Here is a 23,334-nt window from a genome sequence, read left to right as displayed (position 1 = left end):
GCTAGTCGACGAGAACGGCCACCGTGCCGTCGACGCCCCGGCGCAGGCGGCTGCCGAGCATGGTCAGGCGGCCGACCACGCCGTACTTCTTCTTGATGGCCGCACCGACGCGCAGCCGGTCGGCGTGGTCGCCGATCCGCGCGGTGGCCTCGATCGCCTCGCCGGTCGGGTTGCCCCGCATGTCGCAGGCGGCGACCGTGACCCGCCCGCTGTTGCGGATGCGCTTGAGTTTGCCGCTGCCCGCCACGGTCCAGAACCCGAGGCCGGCGCCGTCCGGAACGACCCACAGCGGGGTCGCGACCGCCCGGCCGTCCTTGCGGAACGTGGTGAGAAGGACGTACTTCTGCGAGCCGAGTTGCTCCAGTGCGGTCATGGATCAAGAGTATTGACCATGACTCAGCCGGTGGTAGGGGATGCGTTCGGGGAGATGATCCGCGACGCGTACGCGGTGCACACGGGCACCGGGCCGCGCCCGCTGGCGGGTGGACGATATCCGCGGCCGGTGATCGAGGTGATCGAACGGGACGACGGCCTGATCAACGGCGCTCTCGCTGATCACTACCTGAGCGAGCCGACCGACTGGCGGCCGTTCGACCATCGTGCCGCCGGGATGTGCCGGGGCCGGGTGCTGGACATCGGGGTGGGCGCCGGCCGGATCGCGGTCGAGTTGCAGCAGCGCGGGTTCGCGGTCACCGGGCTGGACACCTCGCAGGGCGCCATCGAGGTGTCCCGGCGGCGCGGGCTGCGGGACACCGTGCTGAACACCGTCGACGAGTTCTCCCGGGCCACCGTCCGGTACGACACCTTCCTGCTTCTCGGCAACAACCTCGGCCTGATCGAGGGCCCGGAGCGGGCGCCGGTCTTCCTGGCGGCGCTGGCCCGGCTCGCCGTCCCGGGCGCGCGGATCATCGCGCAGGGCACCGATCCGTACGGGACGACCGATCCGGTGCACGTGGGCTATCACGAGGCGAACCGGGCGCGTGGCCGCCTCGGTGGGCAGTTGCGGCTGCGGCTGCGGTACCGGGAACTCGCCAGCGACTGGTTCGACTACCTGAACTGTTCGGTGGAGGAGCTCTCGGCGCTGCTGAAGGGCACGTCGTGGCGGCTCACATCGATCGACGACCGGGACCACCCGTATTACCTTGCGGTCATGGAGTACACCGGATGACCGAACTCACCCGGGACCAGGTCCGCCTCAGCCGGCGGATCGCCATGGTCCTGCGGCATCGGCCCGAGACGGCCGGCCTGACCCTCGACGCGAACGGCTGGGTGCCGGTCGCCGACCTGCTCACGGCGCTCGGGATCACCCGCGCCGAGCTCGACCACGTGGTCGAGAACAACGACAAGGCACGGTTCGCCGTGTCCGCCGGCCCGGACGGCGCCGACCGGATCCGGGCGAGCCAGGGGCATTCCCGGCGGGTCGTGGTGGATCTCGATCTGCCGACCGCTACGCCGCCCGCCGAGCTGTTCCACGGCACCCCGCGGGTGAACCTGGAGGCGATCCTGCGGGAGGGGCTGCGGCCGCGGAGCCGGCACCACGTCCACCTGTCGGTGGATGTGCCGACGGCCCTGACCGTCGGCCGGCGGCGCTCGCCGGACGTGGTGGTCTTCAGCGTGGCGGCGGAGGTGATGGCCGCGGAGGGGCATGTGTTCCACCGCAGTGACAACGGGGTATGGCTGACCGCTGTCGTACCGCCACAGCACCTGTCGGTAAAACGGACAAATCCGTAATCTGCCAGGTCGATTCCACCTCCACTGTGGCCGGTCACCCGTTCGCGGGACACCGACCCGGAACCGCCGTTAACTTGGACGGATGGGGAGGGTCACTCGGCGTCAGCTCACCGATCTTCCCGGCACCCTCGGTCTGCCCGCCGCCCTCGCGCTGGCATCGATCCTGGCCGCTCTGGCCTTCGGCCTGCCCGCGCTGGATCGCGCCGTGCCGGCGGGGCGGCCGGTCGATTCCGGTCTGCCCTACCCGGTGGCGGCCGGTGTCACCGTCGTTCCGCCACCCGGTGCCGACCTCGACGTGACCGGCACCCGCCCCGGCGACGACCGCGGGACGGTCCTCTTCCGCCTCGGCCGGGTGCGATACGCGATCGAGGTCGAGCCCTTCGACGGTGACCTGACCGCGGCCGCCGTGCGGCTCCGCCAGCGCCTCACCGGCATCTCCGGGCACCAGGTCAGCGGCACCCAGCTCGCCGTCTCCACGGCTGGTGGGCTGGCCGGGGTCCAGGGCGGCTACACCGCCGGCGACCGGGACGGGCGGTACGCGGTCTTCGTCGCCCACGGACTGATCATCGAGGTGATGGTCACCGGAGCCGACGCCGACCTGGAACACGTTCTGCCCGCCATCGACGCCAGCACCCGCACCCTGCGCTACGAGACGGCCAGATGAGCGACGAGGTCCTTCCGGGGGTGACCCGGTCGGCGGCGCTCGTCCGGCAGCCCGCGTTCTGGGTGGTGATCCTGCTGCTCGCGATCGGGGCGGTGCGGATGTCCCAGATCGCGGCGCTGTTCCTGACCAGCTACCCGTTCGCCACGGTCACCGCGATCGGGATGTTCGCGCTGCTGGCCGTACCCTTCTGGCTCTTCGTCTCGGAGCTGGACTTCCTGGAACGGGAACCGGCCGGCCTGCGGGGGCTCGCCTTCGCCTGGGGCGGCCTGGTCGCCACGAGCGTGTCCATCCCCGGCAGCACGGCCCTGGACAATCTGATCGCCAAGTTCGGCTCGCCCGGCCTGGCCGCCGAGTGGGGCGCCGCCCTGGCCGGGCCCACGGTCGAGGAGATCGCCAAGACCCTGGGTGTGGTGGCCATCGTGCTGATCGCCCGGACCCAGGTCAACAGCGTGCTGGACGGCATCGTCTACGGCGCGCTGGTCGGGCTGGGCTTCCAGATCGTCGAGGACGTGGTCTTCGCGGTCGGCGCGGTGCAACTGGCCGGGGAGGGCGACCGGGTGCAGCCGGTGATCGCCACGTTCCTGGTGCGCGGGTTCCTCGCCGGAGTGTGGAGCCACACCCTGTTCGGCGCGCTGGCCGGGGCGGGCATCGGCTACCTGGTGGTCCGGCGTGACCGCGGTCGCGGGCACCGGCTCGCGGTCGCCGCTCTCGCCCTGCTGGCCGCCTGGGCCTCGCACTCGCTGTGGAACTCCCCGCTCTTCCGGGAGGGCTTCGGTGACGGCGCGCTCGCCCTGCTGGCGGTGCTGCTCTTCAAGGGGATGCCGCCGTTGCTGCTGGTCCTTCATCTGGTGCGGCGCGCGCACGACCGGGAAGCGGCCTACTACGTGGCGATTCTGGCCGCCGTCCGCGACCGGGACGTGATCACCGAGGGCGAGCTGCGGGTGCTGGGTTCCGGTTCCCGTCGGGGTGCGGCCCGGCGGCATGCCGCGGCGAGCGCCGGCCGGCAGGCGCGAGCGGCGGTACGGCGACTGCAACGTGCCCAGGCCGCCCTCGCCGTCGAGCTCAGCCGGGCCACCGCCGACGCCGCCCTGGCCACCGGGGTGGACGCGCGGGCGGCCGAGGTGCGCTCCCATCGGGCCACCCTGGCCGCCCTCGGCCACCCGGAGGCGGTCGAGGGGGCACGGTCGTGGCGGCACACCGCCTCCACCGTCGGCACCGCGCTCCTGGCGTTCGCCGTGGTCTGGGTGGCGCTGTCCGCCCTGGGAGACGGGTGACTCAGACGGGCGGCAGGCCGCCGTCGCCGTCGACGATGTGGTCCGGGGTGCCGTCCTCGTCCAGGTCGACCATTGTCACATCGACCTTGCCGTCACCGTCGGTGTCGAACTGATAGAGGTCGGGCTTGCCGTCGCCGTCGGTGTCGGAGACCCAGACGTCGGTACGGCCGTCACCGTTCGCGTCGCTGGTCAGCAGGTCGACACGCTCGTCGCCGCGGGTCTGCACGGTCTGCGGGGTCTCGATGTCCTGCGGGTCACTCATTGGTGCTCCTCTCGTCAGCCACCGCCGGCGGCCGGTCGACCCGGCTCAGTACCCAGCGGTTCAATCGATCAGTCCCCGAAGCTGTGACGGTTGTCGCTGGTTGCCGCCCATGACGGGCGTAACGTACGCCGACGTGGATATCGCTGAGGACGGTAAGCAGCACCTGTTCACCAGCGGTGGCGGCGGTGCTCTCGCGGAGCGGATGGGCATCCAGATCACCGAAGCCAGCGCCGAACGGGTCGTAGGCATCATGCCCGTCGAGGGCAACACCCAGCCGTACGGGCTGTTGCACGGCGGCGCCTCCTGCGTGCTCGCCGAGACCCTCGGGTCGGTCGGCGCCGTCCTGCACGGGCAGACCGTGGACCGCCCGTTCGCGGTCGGGGTGGACATCAACGCCACCCACCACAAGGCGGCCCGCTCCGGTCTGGTCACCGGCGTGGCCGTTCCGGTGCACCGGGGCCGTGCCGTGGCGACCTACGAGGTGGTCCTCACCGACGAGTCCGGTGAGCGGGTCTGCACCGCTCGCATCACCTGTCTGCTGCGGGGCGCCTGAAATCCCACGTCCTCGTGCGATCCTTGCGCGCCCGACGTACCTTTTCCAACGTGACCGAAGTACCACAGACCGCATTCGACGACGCCGCGCAGGTTCTGCAGTGTGCGCTCAGCGGCGACAGCACGGCTGTGGCCGACACCTTCCACGCCGTCGTCGACCGGGAGGGTGTCGTCGGCGCCTGGGACGTCGCCTGGTGCCTCGCGGCCACCATGGTCGGGCAATTCCCGGCGGGCGGCGCGTGGACGCTCGAATTCCCCGGCATCGACGACGCGCGGTATGACAAGCGCTGGGTCGCCCGGTTCGTCAGCGCCTATGTGAACGGCGACTTCCCCACCGGTGAGGCGCTGTTCGGCGCGGCGATCGCGGACGGCACGCTGCCCGACTGCCTGCTCGCCCTGGCCGGTTCCACGGTCGCGACCCTGCGGCATCGGGCCGCCTGAGAAGGCGTAACGGTTGTCCACAGGCCACGGGAGCAGGCGTACGGCGTACCGCAGAATGGTTTGATGTCCGAACCCCTGCTGGCTCGTGTTCGCAAGCTGCTCGCCATGGCCGAGGACCCGGCCTGCACGCCCGGTGAAGCCGAGGCGTTCACCGCGAAAGCCGCCGAGCTGATCGCGAAGTACGGCATCGACCAGGCGATGCTCGCCGTCACCGACCCGGCGGTGGATCCGGTGGGGGACCGGGTGATCGTCCTCGACGCGCCCTACGCGCGGGAGAAGGCCGGACTGCTGGCCGCCGTGGCCGCGCCGATGCGCTGCCGCGTCGTCCACCTGGATCGCCGGAGCCTGGCGCGCAGCCACCTCTTCGGGCACTCGGCCGACCTGGAGCGGGTCGAGCTGCTCTTCACCTCGCTGCTGGTGCAGGCCGCGCACGGGCTGGCGGCGAGCCCGGTGCCGTGGGGCGAGCACGCGGCGGCGTACCGCCGGTCGTGGATGGTCGGGTACACCCAGGCGATCAGCACGCGACTGTGGGACGCGGAACGGTCCGCGGCCGCGGAGACGCCCGGCGCGGAGCTCGTGCTGGTCGACCGGACCGAGCTGGTCGAGCGCCGGCGTGACGAGATGTACCCGAATCTGGCCAGGATGCGGCCGCGGCGGCTGCAGGGCACCGGACTGTACCGCGGTTACCAGGCCGGGCAGAGCGCCCGTCTGGGTGGCGCCGAGGTCACCCGATCGTGACGGCTCACTTGTTCTTCAGATAAAGGGCTTTCGCGTACTGCGCGGCCGCCGCGTTGTTGTACATCGACGCCTGTGACATGAAGAAGTTGTTGTCGGAGATCGCCCGCGCCGCCACCGACGTGCCGGAATAGCGGATGTCGGCCTCCGCCTCGGACAACCCGCGCGCCTTGAACTGCCGGCGCATCGCCATCTTGCCGGAACGGAACGCCTCCGCCGCCTCCTCCGCATACTTCATGCAGGAGAGCGCCTTCTCGCTCAGCGCCTCAGCCAGGGTGTACGCAGCCTGTTCCGCATCATTGGTGAAGCCGTCCACGACGGCGCCTCCTCGCGTCTGGATGTGACCGATCCCGACAACACTCTGATGTACCGAGCGAAGCCCATCAAGAGCCCAGGGTGACGGTGTGGGCATCGGTATGTCGATGCGCTGAGATAGCTTTGCGGATCATGACCGATCCACATCCGACCCACGACGGCCCATGGACCACCGAGGAAGCCACCGAGCGGCGCCGTCCGATGCTGCTTCTCGGGATCGCCGCGGGCACGCTCGTCCTCGGCTCGGTCGCCTCCACCTCGGCGATGTTGCTGTCCGGATGGCGGTACGCGCCGGAGCGTGAGTTCACCGTCGCCGTGTACCTGCAGCCGGACGCGGACGAGCGGCAGCGGGGCGCGGTCGAGAACGCGCTCACGGCGCTGCCGGCCCGGGACGGGGTGCGGCTCGAGACGCGGCAGGAGGCGTACGAGAAGCTGCGCAAGAAGCACGCGCAGGATCCGCGGCAGCTCGACGGCATCGAGCCGGAGACGATGCCGGAGTCACTGCACCTGACCGCGGTCGGCCGCAACTTCGACTGCGGCCCGATACCCGGCATCCGAAACCTGTCCGGAGTGGACCGTATTCGGGTGGTATTGCAGCCTGCGGACGGGCGATGGGGTGCCGAAGTGTCTTGTTGAACCGGTGGCATCCATGTCAATGTCTTTGCGGTTGCGGCGGAACGGTATCGTCCTGTGCGCTTCCGACAGACATCTCACGGGGGGTTCCTTATGAACGTCGTTCTCCGCAGGACTCTTGCCGCGCTCGGCGCCACCGCTGCCGCAGTCGCCTCCACCGCCGTCCTGGCCTCGCCCGCGCAGGCGGCCACCTCCGGCATCGTCAAGGTCATCGGCACCAACCGGGTCGAGTTCCGGGCGCTGCTGGGTGTGTCCAACGCGGTCGTCCTCACCATCTCCGGCCGGACCGTCACGATCGACGACCGGGTGGCGCTCACCGCCGGCGCGGGCTGCTCGCGGGTTGACTCGACCAAGGTGCGCTGCACCACCTCCGCCGCCACGGCACGGCTCGACGTCTGGGTCGGCGACCGTAACGACTACGTTCGCAACGACACCGGCGTCTTCATGCTCGCCGGTGGCGCCAACGGCGACGACACCCTGATCGGCGGTTCCGGGCGGGACCAGCTCCAGGGCGGCGCCGGCAACGACAAGCTGCTCGGCCGCAACGGGCAGGGCGAGCTGTGGGGCGACGTCGGCCACGACTACATCTACGGCGGCACCGGCTACGACTACGTGGTGGCCGGCCCCGGCAGCGACTACATCTCCACCGCGGGCAGTGACGACCTCATCCACGGTCAGGACGGCAACGACCGGATCTACTCGGGCGCTGGTAACGACACCGTGTCCGCTGACGCGGGCAACGACCTGATCTACGGTGGCGTCGGCGACGACTACGTCATCGGTGGCGTCGGCAACGACAGCATCGGCGGCGAGGCGGGCGACGACAAGCTGATCGCCGAGAACTACAAGAGGTCCGGCAACGCGGTCGTCTCCAGCCCGTCGGCCACCGCCCGGGACGGCCTCTACGCCGGCGCCGGCGCCGACATCTGCCTGCGGTCGGCCAGGACCGTCAACTCCGGCTGCGAGTACTACACCGCGGTGGCCTGACCCCCGCTTGCTCCCTCTCCTCACCCCACCACGAGAACGGCCCGGCGACTCCGCCGGGCCGTTTCTTTTCATCCGTACGGTCGAGGCGCGTCGAGACGGTACCGTCCTACGATCGCGGCATCCTCAAGATCTTCTTCCCGGAAACGAGCAACGCCCCGATGTCACTGATCACTCGCCGCGCCCTGTCCGCGATCGGGGCCTCCGCGCTCGCGGTCGCCACCGTCTCCCTGATCTCCGTCGCTCCCGCGCAGGCGGCCACCGCGGGCCTGGCGAAGGTCGCCGGCAGCAACGCGGTGCAGTTCCAGGCGTTGGTGGGCAAGGCCAACTCGCTGACCGTCACCATCTCCGGCCGGACCGTCACCCTCGACGACACGGTCCCGCTGCAGGCCGGCAGCGGCTGCAAGCGGGTCGACGCGACCAAGGTGCAGTGCACGACCTCGGCCAAGACCGCGCGGATCAGCGTCGCGATGGGTGACAAGGACGACCGGGTCGTCAACAAGACCGCGGTGTACATGCTGGCCTCCGGCGGCGACGGCAACGACGTCCTGACCGGCGGCACCGTCGGCGACGAGCTGCAGGGCGGCGCCGGCAACGACTCGCTCTACGGCAACGCCGGCAACGACAAGCTGTTCGGTGAAGGCGGCAACGACGTGCTCAGCGGCGGCGCGGGCAACGACGCCATCTCCGCGGGCACCGGCAACGACCGGGCCTTCGGCTACGAGGGCAACGACATCATGTGGGGCAGCACCGGCAACGACGCCCTCGCCGGCGGTCTCGGCAACGACGAGATCCAGGGCGAGGCCGGCCTCGACTACCTGTACGGCGAGGCGGGCGACGACGAGCTGTACGGCGGCGTCGGCGACGACACCGTCTCGGGCGCAGCGGGCCTCGACTACATCGAGGGCGAGGACGGCAACGACCGCGTCTTCGGCGGCGCCGGTCAGATCACCGTCGAGGACGAGCTTTTCGGCGACCAGATCGACGGCGGCAACGGCAACGACGTCCTGTCCGGCGAGGACGGCGTCGACGACATCTGGGGCGGCGCCGGCAACGACACCATCTCCGGCGGCAACGGCGAGGACTACCTGTACGGCGAGGGCGGCGTCGACGGGATCTACGGCGGCGCCGGCGCTGACGTGATCTTCGGTCAGGCCGGCAACGACACGGTCTCCGGCAACGACGGCGACGACCTGCTGGGCGGCGACTGGTTCAAGGACGTGGACGGCGTGCTGTCGGCGGACGGCGACCCGGCCGCGCGTGACCGTGTCGACGGCGGCAACCACGTCACCGGCGACATCTGCCTGGTGACCGGATCGTCCGTGACGGCGAACTGCGAGGCGTCCACCGTGTCGCAGACCCTCTCGGCGGTTCCGTCGGCGGCTGCCCACCAGGAGCTCGTGGAGCGGCTGCACCGCCCGAGGTTCGCCAAACGGTGATCGCTTCGTCGGCCCGGCTGCTCCAGCAGCCGGGCCGTCTCCATTGCGGACCGTCCGGCGGGTCAGCGCGCCGCAACGGTAGCGTTCTATGATCGTCCCCGTGAATCTGAAGAACCTCGCCCTCGGCGTCACCGCCGCGGCGATCGGATCGGTCACCCTCCTCGCCCCCGCCGCCCAGGCAGCGGCCGCGCCCGGGACCGCGCGGGTGAGCGGCACCACGGTCTACCTCTACGGCGGCGCTGGCGCGGCCAACTGGATCACGGTGACCCGCTCCGGCCGCGTCGTCACCTTCGACGACGCGATCGCGATCACGCCCGGCGCCGGCTGCAAGCGGGTCGGCAGCGACGTCACCCGGGTGGCCTGCACCACCACGGCGGCGCCCGCCCTCGTCGTGGTCAGCTCCGGTGACAACAACGACGGCATCTTCAACCGGACCGACCTGCCGATCTTCGGCTACGGCGGCAACGGCAACGACACCCTCGGCGGTGGCGGCGGCATCATGCACGAGCAGCTCTACGGCGGCGCCGGCAACGACAAGATCTACGGCGGCGCCGGCGGCGACTCGCTGTACGGCGGCCCCGGCAACGACAGCCTCTACGGCGGCGACGATGCCGACCAGCTCGACGGCGAGGCGGGCGCCGACCTCCTCCAGGGCAACGCCGGCGACGACTCCGTCTCCTACTGGCACCGCACCGGAAGTGTCACCGTCAGCCTGGACGGCAAGGCCGGCGACGGGGAGAAGGGCGAGAACGACACCATCGCCGCCGACGTCGAGAACGTGTGGGGTGGCCACGGCAACGACATCGTCCTCGGTAACGCGGGCGACAACTTCCTCGACGCCCGGGGCGGCAAGAACTACATCCGTGGTGGCGCCGGGAAGGACCTCATCAGCGCGTCCAACTCGACCGGCAACACCGTCTACGGCGACGCCGGTGACGACTTCATCAACGGCAGCAGCGGCAACGACATCGTGTCCGGCGGCGACGGCCGGGACCACGTCTACGCCCAGTCCGGCGTCGACTCCGTCTACGGCGACGCCGGTGACGACTGGCTCGAGGGCGAGGCCGGCAACGACCTGCTGAACGGCGCCGCGGGCAACGACTGGCTGGTCGGCGGCGCCGGCGACGACAAACTCCACGGCGGACCCGGCGACGACCACCTGCGCGGCACCGGCGCCTTCGCCGACGACCAGTCCGACACCGAGATGAACTGGGGCGACGGCGGCCCGGACGCCGACACCTGCTACGCCGGCAAGGCCAGCATCCAGCTCGGCTGCGAGTGATCAGTACTCCCTCAGCCCGGTAAGACGTGAGGCCCCGGACATCGTCCGGGGCCTCACGTCTTAGCTGTCGCGCCGGTCAGCGTTCGCAGCTGATCACGGTGTCCCGCTGGTACGGCACGCAGTCGTCACCGCGAGGGCCGCCGGCGCCACCGTCCAGACGATCGGCGGCGGCCGGGATGTCCTCACCGTTGAGCCAGTCGTCACCGGCGGCGCCGTACAGCCGATCGCTGCCGCCCGAACCGTACAGCCAGTCGTCGCCGGCGCCGCCCCAGATCGTGTCGTTGCCCGGATCGCCCATGATCTCGTTGTTCGCGGCGTTGCCGATCAGCACGTCGTTACCGGACCCGCCGTAGAGCCGCTCGATGTCGGCGCCGACGGTGTCACGTTCCCCCGCCGCCCCGTCGTCCCGGGGCGAACCGTCCAGGTCGACGGTGACAGACTTCAGATAGCCGCCGTAGTTGACCGAATCCGATCCCGCGCCGCCGAGCATGACGTCAGAAGCCGTGCCGTCCTCGTAGTAGTCACCGGTGAGCCAGTCGTCACCGGCGCCGCCGTCGAGATGGTCACCGCCCTGGTATCCGTCGATGTCATCGGAGCCGCCATCGCCGTACAGCCGGTCGTTGCCCTCGTAGCCGGAGACGGAGTCGTTGCCGTTGCCGCCACGCATCGTGTCGTCACCCAGCCAGCCGTGCATGGCGTCCCGGCCGTCACCGCCGTACATGACATCGTTGCCATGGCGGCCGTCCAGATGGTCGTCACCGGCGCCGCCACTGAGCCAGTCCGAGCCGGCGCCCCCGGTGAGACGGTCCACGCGCGGACCGCCCGCCAAGGCGTCGTCGCCGTCACCGCCGTCGGCGGTCATCGGCAGGTCGCTCTGGTTCGACACGGTGTCGTTGCGGTCATAGGTGTAGACCCGGACCCAGACCGGCGCGGTCGGCAGCGTGCAGCGGACCCGGGTCGCATCACCCGCGACCTGACCGCAGCCTCTGCCCGGCTTGACCGCGACGACGTCGTCGATCCACACGGTACGGCCGGACCGGGTGACGACGACCTTGTTGGGCTTGCCGGTCGCGGCCCGGAACTGCACTACCGCCTTCTCCACCACCGTGACGGTGCCGGTGGCGGCGGCCTGAGCCGGTGCGGCGACGGCGCCCCCGGCGGTGACGGTGAGAAGAGTCAGGCCGGCCCGAACCGGCCAGATGAGATGGCGTGCCAAGTGGATCCTCCCCGGGACCCGGCGGCGCTTGATCACCGCGAGTGCCGCGATGATAGAACGATTCCGTATCGACGTCACGTTCCAGGGAGCGTGGCGCTTGGATGAAGGAACCTTCGACCGCGTTTCCGTAGGCGAGGGCTTACCTCCCCAAGATCGGACTCGGTGGTCGAGGGCGGGGTCGAGGCGCCCGCCTTCCGATTGAAGTCGTGCAGCACCGCGAGTGCCCTGGCGATCTCCTTGTCACGGCTGCCGACCGGGTGCGGGTAAACCGGGCCGCTGCGCAAGCTCGGCGCGGCCGGTCGCTTTCGGCCTGTCCCGGACTCCGCCCGGCGTCGCCTGGCGGGGCCGAGCTGCCTGTGGTGGGTTCAGTCCCGGAAGCCGAACCTGAAAGTGTTGCCACTCCAGCGCGGTCCCAGCCGGCGTTGCGGACGGCTCGGATGGTCTGCTCCACCAACCGAGCTGTGACGGACTCACTGCGTAGGCCGAGACAGTTGCCCGGCCGGGGCAGGGTTACAAAGGCCGGATCGGCATACAGTGAACGTGCGACTCGTTGGAGGTCTGCGGCATCGGAAGGTCAACTTCGGGGCGGCGAAACAGCCCTGGAAAGCAGAACGTCCACCATGCTTTTCAGCAGGTGGACGACGCTCAAAGCCCGGCGAGAGGCTCGGTGGCCAGGGGCGGGGTCGAACCGCCGACCTTCCGATTTTCAGTCATGCACATCTGAGCAGGTCAGTGTGGGTGAGACCGGGCCGCGTGCAGTGAGCGTGCATCATCGGCCCGGCGTGCACCCGGTCACCCGGCTTTCGTACTGACCGTGCGGGGGAGTCGTGCAGCGTCGCCGTGAGCCGCCAGCGCGGAGAGCGCCTTGGCGATTTCCTTGTCCCGTCCGTCGACCGCGTGCAGGTAGCGCCGAGCCGCCGCCATCGACGAGTGCCCGAGCCGCTTCATCAGGTCGGCCATCGTGGCGCCGGTCTGGGCGGCGAGTGTCTGGCCGGTGTGCCGCAGATCGTGGAACGACAGGTGGTCGAGTCCGACCTTCTTCCTGGCCCGGACGAACGCCTGATAGAGCGTGTTGCCGCGCAGCGGAGAGCCGTCACGGCTGATGAACAGGCGCTCCTTCCCCGCGAATTCGTCCAGGTGCAGCCGCAAGATCGGGATCACATGCGGGGGTACGGCGATCGTGCGCTTACCGGCCTCCGTCTTCGGATCCTTGTCGTGGGCCTTGCCGCGGTTGTGCAGTGGCTCGACCCGGTTCTTCCGCACGGTGATCGTGTGCTCGGTCAAGTCGACATCCGTGACGCGAAGGCCGGCTATCTCGCCCCGCCGGAGCCCGCACCAGGCGGCGATCAGCACCGCCGTCCGGTATCGAGGCGTGATTGCTTCGACCAGCTCGACCACCTGTGCCGGGGAGGCGACCGGGCGCTCCGACGCCTGGACCACGCCCGCGCCGGGGATCTGGCAGGGGTTCTTGGCGATCACGTTCTCGCGCACCGCGACGTTCATGACCATGCGGAGGAAGCGGTACGACTGCGAGATGGAGGTACGGCCACCCTTGCCGCGCAGAGCTGCCGCGTGCCATTCGCGTACCTGAGTCGCCGTCACCGCGCGAAGCGGCATGTCGACCAGCGGAGCCAGGTGCAGCCGCATGTTCCGTTCGCAGGTCTCCCGCCAGCGGACGCCGATCTTCGGGCTGTCCCGGAGGACGGCTCGCATGTAGTTGCCGAGCGGTTCTGCCGCTGCCCGATGGTCGAGCCAGGTACCCCGAGACAGGTCCGCTTCGACCAGCGTGAGCCAGCGGTTCGCGTCCGTCTTGGTCTTGAAGGTGTCCGGGGCGTTCTGCCGAACGCCGGCCGGGTTGATGAACGAGGCTTGGAACCGGCCGGAGGGCAGCTTGCGGACCAAGCCGAAGCGTCGCTTTGCCATCAGGCGACCGCCCTTCCGTCGGACCACGCCACGGTGACCGGCTCGACTCGACCAGCGGCGACGAATTCGGCCACGTCGCTGCGGTAGAACCGGACGAACTTGCCGACCTTGGTGAACGGGATACGCAGCTCGGCTACGAGCCGCCGCACGAAACGGACCTCCACCTTGAGGACCAGGGCCAGCTCAGCGACCGTCAGAAGTTCGTCATCCACAGGTGTCCCCCTCGCCGTCGGAATCGGTCGCCGCAGTTGCCGAGACATCACCGGGCGGATCACCACTGGCCTGTTGCCGAGCGGCGTTCAGTTGCCCACGGCGGTGGATGCGTTCGGAGATCGCCCGCAAGAGTCGGTGTTCGAGAGCGGGCAGGTCGGGATCGTCGTGGCGTGCCATCTCCCAGGCGACCGCCGGCTTTGCCTCGGTGTCGGGTTCGGGCTCCTCGGTGGTGATGCCGAGCAGCGCCTTGACCCAGGCATGCGCGTCCGCGCGGTGGTCGGCGAGGGTCTTGCCGGACCAGTCGCGGGAGACCAGCACCCGCCGTCCGCCGATGCCGAGAGTGGTCTTCTGGTGCACGCGTCCTTTGCAGTGGCCGGGCCGGAGCCGTCCGTGCGCTTTCTTGGGCTGGACGCCGTAGAGCAGCCAGTTCGAGCACCGCTCCGAGCACGGGGTGACCCGGAGTTCGTGCCAGAGCCGGTCCAGGTGTTGGCGTTGCGGGTCGCTGGTGACCTGGTGGCAGTCGGCGGCGGACTTGGTCACGTACTTGGTGATGTAGCCGATCGTGCGCTCGACATCGGCGGAACTGGAGTCGACGCCTTTGGCCTTCACCTGGGCGCCGAAGCGGACCAGGTGCGCGGGTTCGGCGTCCGGATCGTCGTCGATGGCGTCCAGGGCCTCATCCCATGACGGCAGCGGACGGCCGGTGTCCGGATCCACCCACGTCTCGGCGTCGGCGTTCCAGGTCGGTGGTCGGTCGATCGGGTACCGGAGCCGGTCGGCCGCCGGCCACCACACCTGGTGGTAGGTGGCTTTCGCGACCAGCTCCAGCGTCGCCCGCGGGATCGTGCCCCGGATCGCGAAGTGTGCGTGCGGCGCGAGACGCCTTTGCGGCTCGACACAGCCCGCATACTGGACGTTCCAGCCGACCGCGCGGCGCAGGTTCTGCCAGTACCGGTCGAGTAGCCGCGGGAAGTGCACGGCATCCCAGGCAGCCCGCCGGTAGTCGTACCGGGCGGGGTCAACCGGGGTACCGAGCAGCGGATCATCGCTGGTGTGCCAGCGTCGGCAGGAGCACGGCCGCCCTTGGTGGACCGAGTGCACAGGCCCATAGCTGTCCAAGGTCAGGGTCAGCCACATCGACGGGCGATGTTCGACGCCGTCCGAGCCGGTGTAGGTCCGGCCGACCGTGCGCGGCTCGACCTTCTGCCGGGGCAGGTCGGGAACGTCCTGGCGGCGCTTCGTGGACCGTACCCGCCGCGTGGTGTCCGCATCGTCGTCGTTGGTGCGGGAGTGGCCGGGAGCGATGCTGCCTCGCAAGCCCTCTGCGGCGATCTCCTGCTCGACCGCGTTGATAGCGGAGTCGATGCGGTCGATCTCGGCCGCTCGGTCGTCCGAGTCCATCGCGGCGAGCTGGAGCGCGGCACGCTCGAATTCGAGGTGCGCCCGTGCGGTGATTAGGTCGCGTTGCCGAGGTGTGGCCGGCGCCGGACCAGGATGGGTTCGTCGGAGCGATGCCAGCCTTCCCGGATCTGCACCTGCCGTAGCCGACGTGCCCGTTTGGCGCACGGCGGGCACTTGGCTTCCAAGGTGGCGCCGCACGGCAGGTCGACGAGTTCGGTCTTGCCGGTGGCCAGGTCAGTGCGGCGCAACGCGACCGGGCGGATGCACACGCCGTGATCGATGGCGAGGTCTTTGAGCGCGTCGACGGCACGTGGTTGGGAGAGGCGTGCGGCTCGTGAGCCAGGTCGAGGCGTGGCCGGAGCAGGCAGGATGGTGGTTATCGTCATCGGGTCACCTGCCCGATGACCGGCACCCCGTTGGCCCGGGTGATGGGCCGGACCGGTACAGCCACCACCGGATCCGGTGCCGGGACCGGGATGGCGGGTGCTTCCGCGGGTGCCGAGGCCGGGGTACCGGTGAAGACGAGCTTGACCAGGGCCATGAACGCCAGTGCGGGCACCGCCGACAGCAACCATCCCGAAGGACTCGGCTGTGCAACCGCAAGCTGCGCGGACAGCGAGAGGGCACCGGCGGCGATGAGCAGGGCCAGCGGGTAGCCGATCGGTGCACCCGTCTGCCGACGCCGCTTGATCGTGAGCAGGGCCGCCACCGGTACCAGTTCGGAGATGACGGCGTTGACCCAGCCGAAGGCGTCCGGGGTGCCGGCCGGGGCGTGGCGCATGGTCCAGTCGTGGACGTGGGTGAAGGATGCCCACCCGGCAGCCACCGCCACGGTGGTGAGGATGGCGGCCAGGGTCAGGCCCTCGATGCGGTCGGTGTTCAGCTTCATGCCGCACCTCCGGCAGCTTCGCTGGTGACCACCCGAAGGCGCCCGTACTCATGAGCCATGTCGCGCACGGCGTCGTCGTCGCAGTAGATCAGCCGGACTCGCATCGGGGTGGGGTCGCCTTCGAGGACGACGTAGCCGATGCCGGGCTGTGTCTGGGGGATGCGATCGCAGAGGGCTCCGCGGTCGCGCATCCCGTCGCCGAGGACCATGTCCACCTCTGCGGGTTCGGACAGGCGTAGTCCGATCCGGGTCGGGAACAGGCCGCGGGCAGGCAGCACCTCTTTACGGGGGTCCTGGATCGCGGCGACCACGTGCACCCCCACGGCCCGGCCTTGCGTCAGGACGATGCCCAGTGCGGCCTTGATCCGATCTTTGAGCTGCCGCTCGGTGAGGTAGGCGGTGAGGTTCGCCAGTTCGTCGATGACAAGGACGATCAGCGGCTCGTCCGGACTGGGGATGTGCTGGCGAGTGTGCCCGGCCAGCCGAGCGGCCCGTTCCTGAGCCACGGCCGCAGCCTGCTCGATCATCGCGGCCATCTCGCCGAAGTCGCGGGATGCGAACCGGGCGAACAGGGGCCGGCCGATGCCGAACTCCATGCCGCCTTTCGGGTCGAGGCCCCACAGTTCGACCAGCCCGGCGCCGACGCCACCAGCCAGCGCGCGGACGATGGACCAGATCACCGAGCCCTTGCCCGAGCCGGTGGCACCGACGATCAGGACCTGGGTGCCGTACAGGCGCAGCCGGTAGAGGTCGCCGTCTTCCTGAACGCCGACTGGCAGGGCGGTGAAGTCCGGTCGGTGGGGCACCGGCAGCGGCTCGATCGTCTCTTGGAGGGAGTCCCCGCGCATCAGGACCAGGACCACGGTTGCGTAGGTCGGGCCGGGGATGGCCTTAACCTGCCGGACTCCGAACGTGTGCGCCAGCCGCTCGGAGGTCTTGGCGAAGTCGTCCGGGATCTGCCCGGTCACCATCCGCACCGTGACCTCATCACAGCCAGCGCGGCAGCGGACCCTGCGGATCTCCGGGATGATCGTGCGCTTGTCGTACGAGATCGACAGCTTCGCGGTGACCATCGCGGCCATCCAGCGCCGGCTGTAGAGCAGTCGCCGAGCGCGGGCGAGGATCGGCCACCAGCCGAACCGCAGCCACGACGGCCGGTGCGCGAACGCCCAACCGGTAGCGGTAACGGCGAACCCGGCGGACAGCCCAGCGAGCCACTGCCACCCGTGAGCGAGATAAAGCCAGGTCGGGGCGGTGATGGGCAGGGTGGCGTACCAGTGCCGTACGTAGGTGGTGACCAGCCAGGCCAGGGCCTTGACCGCTTCCCAGACGACGACCAGCCAGATCGGAAACTTGACCACTGGCGTGCGGACATTGAGCGGCGCGACGGGGATCGTTTCGCCCCGGATGACGTTGATCAGCGGCATGGCTACTGCACCTCCCGGCCGGGGCGCAGCGGGTGCAGGGTCTTGAGGGCGTGGCGAATGTTGTCGAGGCGTTCGGCGTCGCTGACGTCGGGGATCTGCTCGGCCCACGCGTCGATCCGGCCGACGAGGGAGGCGTAGCGGTAGACGATGTCCCAGCCGGTCGCGGCATGGATCTCGGCGACCGTCCGAGGCGCCAGTTCAGACTCAGCGCAGAGCTTGCACAGGTCGACACCGTCGGCCAGCGGGTTGGTCAGGCCGCAGCCGGTGCAGGTACGCCATACGGTGTTGCTCGGTGTGGTGACGCGGGCAGCGTCGACTACCTTGGCCATTACAGCCGTCTCCTTTGCAGGTGGGTGGTTGAGCGCCCGGGACCGGGGAGGACTTCTTGGCGGTTGTTGGCCCCGCTCCCGGACGCGACAGATAGGTCAGGCAGCCTTCGCATGGCTTGCCTGCTGCGGTGCGGTCATGGCGCTGGCCTTGATCGACCAGGCCAGCCGGGACCGGCACTTGCTGGCCGCGCCCTTGCAGCGCTGCGAGTCCACGTACGGCGTGAGCATCACGTCTGCGAACTCCACCATCGGCGGGTATCCCGGAACCGCGGATGCGGGCGGAACCGGCTGCTGCGGCGCCACGACCTTGACCTTGAACTCCTTCGACCCGCCGAACCGGCCCGCTTCCGGGTCCAGGTCCAGCACCCGCACGAGCCAGACCCGCTCGCCGGTCTCCTTGTCGCGCAGCTGGTCATCACCCTGGCCGCGCTTGTCAAAGTCGGTGGCCGGCTCCACGCCGAGGCAGAGCGCGCCGTGCGGTGCCACGTACTCCCACGGCACCGGAACCTTGATCGAGTTGGGTACCACTTGAGCCCTCCCGGTTAGCTATCAAGTCGACAACTTGACTTGTTATGTGTTGCCGAGTGTAGCGCGGTGAGAGAGATCGTCAAGGGCATCGATAGAAAGATTGCGTTCGGTGCGGTGATCAACGCGTGCCACGGGAGCCCGCGACCCGGCCCACCCCCTCTTGGAACCGACGTGCGGCAGCAGTCAGGTCAGTGCGCGATGTCTGCGGCACGACAAGGCGCGAGGCGGTCCCAGCCCGACTCCACCAGTAGTGCCGTCGGGACGCTGGTCCGAGCGCGGACAGCGGACAGATGCGGATGCCGGTGGTCAGGTCGATCGGAGTGATGACGGACCTAGCAGGTGACGCGCCGGCCGAATGTAGGGGTTGTCAGACGAGCGGAGGCCGGTTGGGGTCGAATGCCTCGGTGATGTGGCCCCGGCTGAGTGCCTCGATGAGGGCGTTCGTTCCGCGTTCGCGCTTGAGCGCGATCTCGGCCGGGTGCAGCGGCAGCAGGGCGAGGAGCTCGACGCGAGTGCCGTCGCCGACGTCAACGGTCTGAGCTTGTTCCGGCACGGTCAGCATCGGCACGACGACCACCCCGGCGAACGGCGTGGCCGGCGCATACGGCTCGGCGGGGTCACCGTTGGGCACCGAATGCCATGGACCAAGCCACGTGCCGTACTCATGGGGAAGGCGGGCAACCTGCTTGAGCAGACGCACCGGCCAGTAGACGTTCTCGTCGCGGAACGACTCCTGATCGAGTGGCCAGTCGGTAGGAAGGCAGATCGCGAGCTCCGCGTAAGGGCTGATGTCGTGCCCCTGCGGCACTGTCATCGGCAGTTCGCTCATCCCCGAGGTGATCAGTGTGCGGAACGGTCGCCGATCGGTCGGCTCGACGACATAGATGTGCACGGCAACGTGGTGCGACACGATCTCGTGGAGCACGCCTTCGACCGGCCCGAAATGCTCGGTGATATGGCGGCCGATCGCATCGGCGACCTCCTGGCGCTGCCCGGGCGACGGCACCAACCCGTCATGCCGCGCCTCGTGCCGCAGAATGCCCGCTCCTTCACTCCCCGCCATGATCCACAGCGTACCGGGCGTCCTGGCCGGCTACCGGACCGACCGCAAAGCGCCCAGCTCAGGCGCCGACACACCATCGATTTGCGGACGCGATCATGGCGCCGAAACGAGTGGGCCCGCGCACGATCGGCGGCAGAAGAGGACGCTCGATCTTGAGTAACCGCAGCATGCCCTGTGACGTGAAAATCTTATGGTCCAGCACCAGCGATCGCTGTAGTCTCGTGCGCCAGGCCTGCCCAACGCGCGCAATGCCGGGTATGCGCGCGTCACTGAACCCAAGGATGGCGGCACCGTTCAAGTCGGTCCAGGTTCCCGGATAACTCCCTCAACCCACCGTCACCATGAACGCTCCCTGCCGCAATCACGCGATATGCGGCAAATGAAAACGTCGCCGAGGTAGTGCATGGCGGGTAGGCCGGCCGAGCAGGTGAGAACGCCGAGTATCCGGCTATTGGATTGACGACTCTCTCACCGTAGGGATGCGCCGTTCAGGGCAGGCGGGCCCGCAGACGTTGGACGGCGCGCAGAAGGTCGCCGCGGTGCTTGGCTACCTTCATCCAGGCGGGAAGTTGTTCGAGCATGCTCATCTCGCAGCAGGAGAAGGCTGGACCGCGCTCGCGGAGACCGGCGGTCAGGTATTGCTCCAGCAGCGTGAGATGGCTGGCGTTGTAGGCCCAGAAGACGTGTCCGCGGAAGTCGGTGCGTAGCCAGAGAGGGAGGCCGAAGTAGGGGTCTTCGGGTCCGGACAGGTGTGGTACCAGACGGCCGCTTCCGCGCTGTGGCGCATCCCAGTAGGCGACTTGCCCACAGCCGGAGCAGGTGACCCGGCGATGCAGCCGGGCCGTTCGTTGTTCGCCGGCGGTACGGTCCGGCCGGACCGATGCATGGCCGGAGCAGGCCGGGCAGCGAACGAGAATGTCGTCTCCGAAGCGCCCCAGCCCCACCATGGGGTCACGGAACCGGGTGCCGACTGTACTCATGGCCGCAGAGCGTACCGCTGCCGGAGGCGCCCGTCGGGGCAATTCGGCCGCCCCGGGATTGACCAAGACCGCTGCCGTGTACGCGAGACGCTTCTCGGCGGCAGAAGAGGACGTTTGATCATGATGCTGGGCGCACCGCTATAGCGTCAACCGCGGATCTCTATTACCCACATTACCGTGGATAAAATATCACCGATCGGACTCCGCAATTGACTCAATCGTTGCACCAGGAGGAAGGGATCTCGCACCTTTCGCCAACTGGGTGCATGTTTCAAAATAAAATTCACGATCGATCAAGGCCAGGTTACCAACCTCATCTTGCCCCCCTAGGAACAGCGGGACGGAGTAACCGATGCACTGGTTGAAGCCTAGAGGTCCAACATTTGCATTAGCCTCGCGCCATTCCTTATAGAATGGATAAGCGAGCGGATCGTCATCAGAGGCAACGACGTCATGCCATTGGAAAAGTGACGTCTCCGGGTCAAGATACTCAGCACCGCCGGGGTCGACAAGAATAACATCAGCACCGGGCTTTCGTAGATCAACTGCGAGTTCACGGCCAAGCCAATCGACAGAAAAACAATAAAATCTACCACCAAATCCTTCTATGAGCGTGGCGCAACGAATTGTGCTCGCTTCGGCGGAGGAAGGCGAGTGAAACCGCAAAAATCCAGCCGCGAGCGTAGAACCACCCATTTCCTCGAAGCAGGATCTTAGCAACCTAGGAACCGAGTAAGGCGGGACCTGGATCCGCTCGCGTGCAGTCACTGGAAAAGCCCTGATAAGGCGATCGAACATCCCACACCTCAACTTATCCTGAATCCGTGAAAGACATTTTCCTACGTTAAGGAAGGTCATTTTATCGATATCAGATCTGACTGCTGAGCTTCGGTTGAGCGTCAGCGGAGAGGGCCAGCCGTCCTTCAGCGGTAAGATCGGCATGCAAAATGCAGGCGCTATGCGGACAGGCAGCACGCCTGGCACAGGTCCGCTCACATCGCGGCTATGAGAGTACGCCGCGAAATCCGCAGTCGATCTACTGTCAGGCAACTCCGTCACGGGGCATCCGCTCATCGGTACGAGCGGACATCGGCCGGCTCCAGGCAGTCGTCAGGCGGAGGTGGCGAGCGAATCGCGGCAGAATGAGGTCGCTGTAATGAGTCAGCCGGAGCGTACGCATAGCATGAAGCAAGCGGTGGTTCGCCGACCGGGTAGATTATGCAAATGCCAGCGCAAGCAAAGTCGCCTAAACCAATCCGCCAGTTACGTAAGTACGGTATGGGGTTCTGATGAGCAGTGTGGAAGAGGCTCTTGATCGAGCCCTGGAAGATCATCTGAAAAGAATTTGGCCGGTACGGAATGTAAATTCCAGGCAATGGAAGCATGGGAGGAACGTTACAGAAAATCCGCAACTCCGTGTGCTGGAAATCCGGCCGCAAGAGGCTGCCGGGGGATGGGTCTATGCATCCGTCGGCGCTTGGCGGTCAAATCCGATGAACGTTCATCGGAGTGAGTTCATTCTGCTATCACCCTTGCAGTCGGATAATCATGTGGAACTTCTTACTATGGTATCAACGGCGTACAGTGATGGTTATGCTGTTGCAGATGGGAAAGTTCTGGAAATAGGTCGAGCATGGCTTCCTGGCTCAGCATGCAACTACATCCTTGTATCTGCGCCGTACTTCCTTGAAAGCGGTCAGGAAGGCTTGAGCTTCAAGGGTGTCGAAGTGTCGTTTCTATGGCTAGTGCCGATTACTGCCGCTGAGGCGGATTTCGGCCGCCAGTACGGTGGGCATTCGCTGTTTCACAAATTCGCTGAAGCGGGAACAGATCTTTTGCAGATTGACCGGCGATCAATCATGTAGCAAATTTTGTGGTTAGACCACCGAGTAGGCAGTGAAGGATTTTCATCACGAATAAGTTGCAGGGAGTGGTCGATTTTCTCGCCGTTCCTCGGGTAGCTTCCGCTCAGTATTTCCTAGGTAAAGCGGCTGCCGCGCCGGTGGGCAACTAACTCACATCGGCAAATGAGGGCGTCGTGAGGCAACGCTGTTGCGGTGCGTGTGCTCAGGGGAGCGGGAACGAGCCTTCGATCTCGTGGCGTTTGGCGGGGATGACAGCGTCGACGGCGAACTGAGGGCGGCCGGCCCGGTCGAAGATGGTGACAAGAAGTGTCAGCACGGCGTCTCGTTCGGTGATCTTGAGTAGTTCGGCTTCCTCGGTGGTGGGGAGCCGTGCCGAGATTCGCTCGGTGGCGTGGTCGAAGACGATGCCCTTGCGGTCGGCCAGGTGCCGCAGCACGCCATCGGTCAAGGGCGTCTTCTGGCTGAGGGCGGTTCCGGCCGACAGTTCCACCGGTACATAGGTAGCGCTGAGTTCGACCGGGCCGACCTCAGCGTTCACCAGCCGCCGGCGCAGGATGACAGGGGTGTCTGCCTCCAGGTCGAGGGCGGCAGCGGCGCGGTTCGGTGCCATGATGGCACCCACGCGGAGCAAAGTGACTTCGGCGTCTTCGCCTTGGTCGAGCAGTTCCAGCGCCCGATCCGCGGTCTGCTGGGCAGTGGGTGTAGGCCGCCCTTTGACGTAGCGGCCTTTACCCTGCTGCGATTCGATCCAGCCGTCTTGCTGGAGGATGCCGAGCGCACGGACGATCGTCGGGCGCGAAGTGTCGAACTCGGCCATGAGCTGTGTCTCGCTGGGGATCACAGCGCCGGGTGCGTAGGTGCCGTCCTCGATGCGCTGTTGCACCGCGTTGACGACGACCGCGTACTTGGGCGGCGGCACGTTGATGGCCATCCGACTTTCCCGCCTGCTCGATGAGACAACAACTCGACTTGTCAACACCATAAAGCAAGGTAAGCGATCAGGGAACCGGATGCCGAAGGCGACTATCCGACCCTCAACCGCGGCGTTGCGGCTTACCCGGCGTCCCGAAGATCAGGCCCGCGGTCTGTACGAAGACTTCGCGCCGCAGGACCGCAGTGCCCTGATCGTCGAGGGCGTAGCCAACCAGCCAGATCCAGCCGGGGTACGTCGGACGAGGATCGACCCCG

27 protein-coding genes and 1 pseudogene are annotated in these 23,334 nt (G+C 68.0%); 12 read left to right on the top strand and 16 right to left on the bottom strand.

The window, feature by feature from the left end; all coding sequences use genetic code 11:
• Position 1: 1 nt before the first annotated feature.
• The gene (locus tag Aut01nite_RS19175; RefSeq protein WP_043525699.1) at positions 2-373 is read right to left on the bottom strand and encodes a PPOX class F420-dependent oxidoreductase; all 372 of its coding nucleotides are present in this window, start codon (positions 371-373) and stop codon (positions 2-4) included.
• Between the two features lie 18 nt (positions 374-391).
• Between Aut01nite_RS19175 and Aut01nite_RS19170 the strand changes: the two genes are divergently transcribed.
• The 4 genes from Aut01nite_RS19170 (at position 392) to Aut01nite_RS19155 (ending at position 3,669) form a co-directional block, all read left to right on the top strand.
• Positions 392-1,168: a class I SAM-dependent methyltransferase gene (locus Aut01nite_RS19170; RefSeq protein WP_043525698.1), complete on the top strand. Its 777-nt coding sequence runs from the start codon at positions 392-394 to the stop codon at positions 1,166-1,168.
• Complete coding sequence (locus Aut01nite_RS19165; protein WP_043525697.1) at positions 1,165-1,731, top strand: RNA 2'-phosphotransferase; 567 nt, start codon at positions 1,165-1,167, stop codon at positions 1,729-1,731. The genes Aut01nite_RS19170 and Aut01nite_RS19165 overlap by 4 nt, the downstream gene beginning before the upstream one ends.
• Positions 1,732-1,813: 82 nt before the next feature.
• Complete coding sequence (locus Aut01nite_RS19160) at positions 1,814-2,395, top strand: hypothetical protein (protein WP_043525696.1); 582 nt, start codon at positions 1,814-1,816, stop codon at positions 2,393-2,395.
• A complete protein-coding gene (locus Aut01nite_RS19155; protein WP_043525695.1) occupies positions 2,392-3,669 on the top strand; it encodes a PrsW family intramembrane metalloprotease in 1,278 nt (425 codons plus the stop codon). Before Aut01nite_RS19160 ends, Aut01nite_RS19155 begins: the two co-directional genes overlap by 4 nt.
• Position 3,670: 1 nt before the next feature.
• On the opposite strand, the gene Aut01nite_RS19150 is transcribed toward Aut01nite_RS19155, so the two are convergent.
• Positions 3,671-3,931: a hypothetical protein gene (locus Aut01nite_RS19150; protein WP_043525694.1), complete on the bottom strand. Its 261-nt coding sequence runs from the start codon at positions 3,929-3,931 to the stop codon at positions 3,671-3,673.
• Positions 3,932-4,133: 202 nt separating this feature from the next.
• Here Aut01nite_RS19150 and Aut01nite_RS19145 point away from each other — a divergent pair, with 202 nt between their 5' ends.
• The 3 genes from Aut01nite_RS19145 (at position 4,134) to Aut01nite_RS19135 (ending at position 5,662) form a co-directional block, all read left to right on the top strand.
• A complete protein-coding gene (locus Aut01nite_RS19145) occupies positions 4,134-4,484 on the top strand; it encodes a hotdog fold thioesterase (protein WP_201775527.1) in 351 nt (116 codons plus the stop codon).
• Between the two features lie 50 nt (positions 4,485-4,534).
• Positions 4,535-4,924, top strand: coding sequence for a hypothetical protein (locus Aut01nite_RS19140; RefSeq protein ID WP_043525693.1), 390 nt, complete (start codon positions 4,535-4,537; stop codon positions 4,922-4,924).
• Between the two features lie 63 nt (positions 4,925-4,987).
• Positions 4,988-5,662 carry a DUF2786 domain-containing protein gene (locus tag Aut01nite_RS19135; protein ID WP_043525692.1) on the top strand — a complete coding sequence of 225 codons (675 nt, stop codon included), beginning with the start codon at positions 4,988-4,990 and terminating at the stop codon, positions 5,660-5,662.
• Between the two features lie 4 nt (positions 5,663-5,666).
• On the opposite strand, the gene Aut01nite_RS19130 is transcribed toward Aut01nite_RS19135, so the two are convergent.
• A complete protein-coding gene (locus Aut01nite_RS19130) occupies positions 5,667-5,975 on the bottom strand; it encodes a hypothetical protein (protein WP_052163815.1) in 309 nt (102 codons plus the stop codon).
• Positions 5,976-6,106: 131 nt separating this feature from the next.
• Here Aut01nite_RS19130 and Aut01nite_RS19125 point away from each other — a divergent pair, with 131 nt between their 5' ends.
• The 4 genes from Aut01nite_RS19125 (at position 6,107) to Aut01nite_RS19110 (ending at position 10,312) form a co-directional block, all read left to right on the top strand.
• Positions 6,107-6,610: a permease-like cell division protein FtsX gene (locus Aut01nite_RS19125; RefSeq protein ID WP_043525691.1), complete on the top strand. Its 504-nt coding sequence runs from the start codon at positions 6,107-6,109 to the stop codon at positions 6,608-6,610.
• Positions 6,611-6,700: 90 nt separating this feature from the next.
• Entirely contained in the window at positions 6,701-7,594 is an 894-nt protein-coding gene (locus Aut01nite_RS19120) for a calcium-binding protein (protein WP_043525690.1), read from the top strand.
• A 158-nt stretch (positions 7,595-7,752) separates the two neighbouring features.
• A complete protein-coding gene (locus tag Aut01nite_RS19115) occupies positions 7,753-9,030 on the top strand; it encodes a calcium-binding protein (RefSeq protein WP_052163814.1) in 1,278 nt (425 codons plus the stop codon).
• 100 nt (positions 9,031-9,130) lie between these two features.
• Positions 9,131-10,312 carry a calcium-binding protein gene (locus Aut01nite_RS19110; protein ID WP_161790648.1) on the top strand — a complete coding sequence of 394 codons (1,182 nt, stop codon included), beginning with the start codon at positions 9,131-9,133 and terminating at the stop codon, positions 10,310-10,312.
• A 76-nt stretch (positions 10,313-10,388) separates the two neighbouring features.
• Here Aut01nite_RS19110 and Aut01nite_RS19105 read toward each other — a convergent pair whose 3' ends face one another.
• The 12 genes and pseudogenes from Aut01nite_RS19105 to Aut01nite_RS19055 form a co-directional block, all read right to left on the bottom strand.
• Entirely contained in the window at positions 10,389-11,528 is a 1,140-nt protein-coding gene (locus Aut01nite_RS19105) for a calcium-binding protein (protein WP_152628743.1), read from the bottom strand.
• A 792-nt stretch (positions 11,529-12,320) separates the two neighbouring features.
• The gene (locus tag Aut01nite_RS19100) at positions 12,321-13,451 is read right to left on the bottom strand and encodes a tyrosine-type recombinase/integrase (protein WP_043530309.1); all 1,131 of its coding nucleotides are present in this window, start codon (positions 13,449-13,451) and stop codon (positions 12,321-12,323) included.
• Positions 13,451-13,663 (bottom strand): helix-turn-helix domain-containing protein, encoded by a 213-nt coding sequence (locus Aut01nite_RS19095; protein ID WP_043530311.1) that lies wholly within the window; start codon positions 13,661-13,663, stop codon positions 13,451-13,453. The genes Aut01nite_RS19100 and Aut01nite_RS19095 overlap by 1 nt, the downstream gene beginning before the upstream one ends.
• A complete protein-coding gene (locus Aut01nite_RS19090) occupies positions 13,656-15,065 on the bottom strand; it encodes a replication initiator (protein WP_328286768.1) in 1,410 nt (469 codons plus the stop codon). The genes Aut01nite_RS19095 and Aut01nite_RS19090 overlap by 8 nt, the downstream gene beginning before the upstream one ends.
• Positions 15,066-15,118: 53 nt before the next feature.
• A complete protein-coding gene (locus Aut01nite_RS44850; protein ID WP_328286767.1) occupies positions 15,119-15,451 on the bottom strand; it encodes a replication initiator in 333 nt (110 codons plus the stop codon).
• Positions 15,452-15,504: 53 nt separating this feature from the next.
• Positions 15,505-15,954: pseudogene (locus tag Aut01nite_RS19085) on the bottom strand (hypothetical protein); the annotation flags it as partial.
• A complete protein-coding gene (locus Aut01nite_RS19080; RefSeq protein ID WP_043530312.1) occupies positions 15,951-17,381 on the bottom strand; it encodes an FtsK/SpoIIIE domain-containing protein in 1,431 nt (476 codons plus the stop codon). The gene Aut01nite_RS19080 and the pseudogene Aut01nite_RS19085, both read right to left, overlap by 4 nt.
• Before the next feature lie 2 nt (positions 17,382-17,383).
• Positions 17,384-17,710 carry a hypothetical protein gene (locus Aut01nite_RS19075; RefSeq protein WP_043530314.1) on the bottom strand — a complete coding sequence of 109 codons (327 nt, stop codon included), beginning with the start codon at positions 17,708-17,710 and terminating at the stop codon, positions 17,384-17,386.
• Positions 17,711-17,806: 96 nt separating this feature from the next.
• Positions 17,807-18,238 carry a hypothetical protein gene (locus tag Aut01nite_RS19070; RefSeq protein ID WP_043530316.1) on the bottom strand — a complete coding sequence of 144 codons (432 nt, stop codon included), beginning with the start codon at positions 18,236-18,238 and terminating at the stop codon, positions 17,807-17,809.
• A gap of 367 nt (positions 18,239-18,605) precedes the next feature.
• On the bottom strand, positions 18,606-19,301 hold the full coding sequence (locus tag Aut01nite_RS19065) for a suppressor of fused domain protein (RefSeq protein WP_043530318.1): 696 nt from the start codon (positions 19,299-19,301) through the stop codon (positions 18,606-18,608).
• 488 nt (positions 19,302-19,789) lie between these two features.
• Entirely contained in the window at positions 19,790-20,281 is a 492-nt protein-coding gene (locus tag Aut01nite_RS19060; RefSeq protein ID WP_043530321.1) for a hypothetical protein, read from the bottom strand.
• 189 nt (positions 20,282-20,470) lie between these two features.
• Entirely contained in the window at positions 20,471-21,340 is an 870-nt protein-coding gene (locus tag Aut01nite_RS19055) for a T6SS immunity protein Tdi1 domain-containing protein (protein ID WP_152628986.1), read from the bottom strand.
• Positions 21,341-21,570: 230 nt separating this feature from the next.
• Between Aut01nite_RS19055 and Aut01nite_RS19050 the strand changes: the two genes are divergently transcribed.
• On the top strand, positions 21,571-22,146 hold the full coding sequence (locus tag Aut01nite_RS19050; RefSeq protein WP_083999725.1) for a suppressor of fused domain protein: 576 nt from the start codon (positions 21,571-21,573) through the stop codon (positions 22,144-22,146).
• A gap of 202 nt (positions 22,147-22,348) precedes the next feature.
• On the opposite strand, the gene Aut01nite_RS19045 is transcribed toward Aut01nite_RS19050, so the two are convergent.
• Positions 22,349-23,077 (bottom strand): GntR family transcriptional regulator, encoded by a 729-nt coding sequence (locus tag Aut01nite_RS19045; protein ID WP_043530325.1) that lies wholly within the window; start codon positions 23,075-23,077, stop codon positions 22,349-22,351.
• Positions 23,078-23,334: the final 257 nt, after the last annotated feature.

The sequence above is a fragment of the Actinoplanes utahensis genome, from assembly GCF_016862455.1.
In the GTDB taxonomy this organism is placed as follows: Bacteria; Actinomycetota; Actinomycetes; order Mycobacteriales; family Micromonosporaceae; genus Actinoplanes; species Actinoplanes utahensis.
This window is presented reverse-complemented; position numbering and strand designations above follow the sequence as displayed.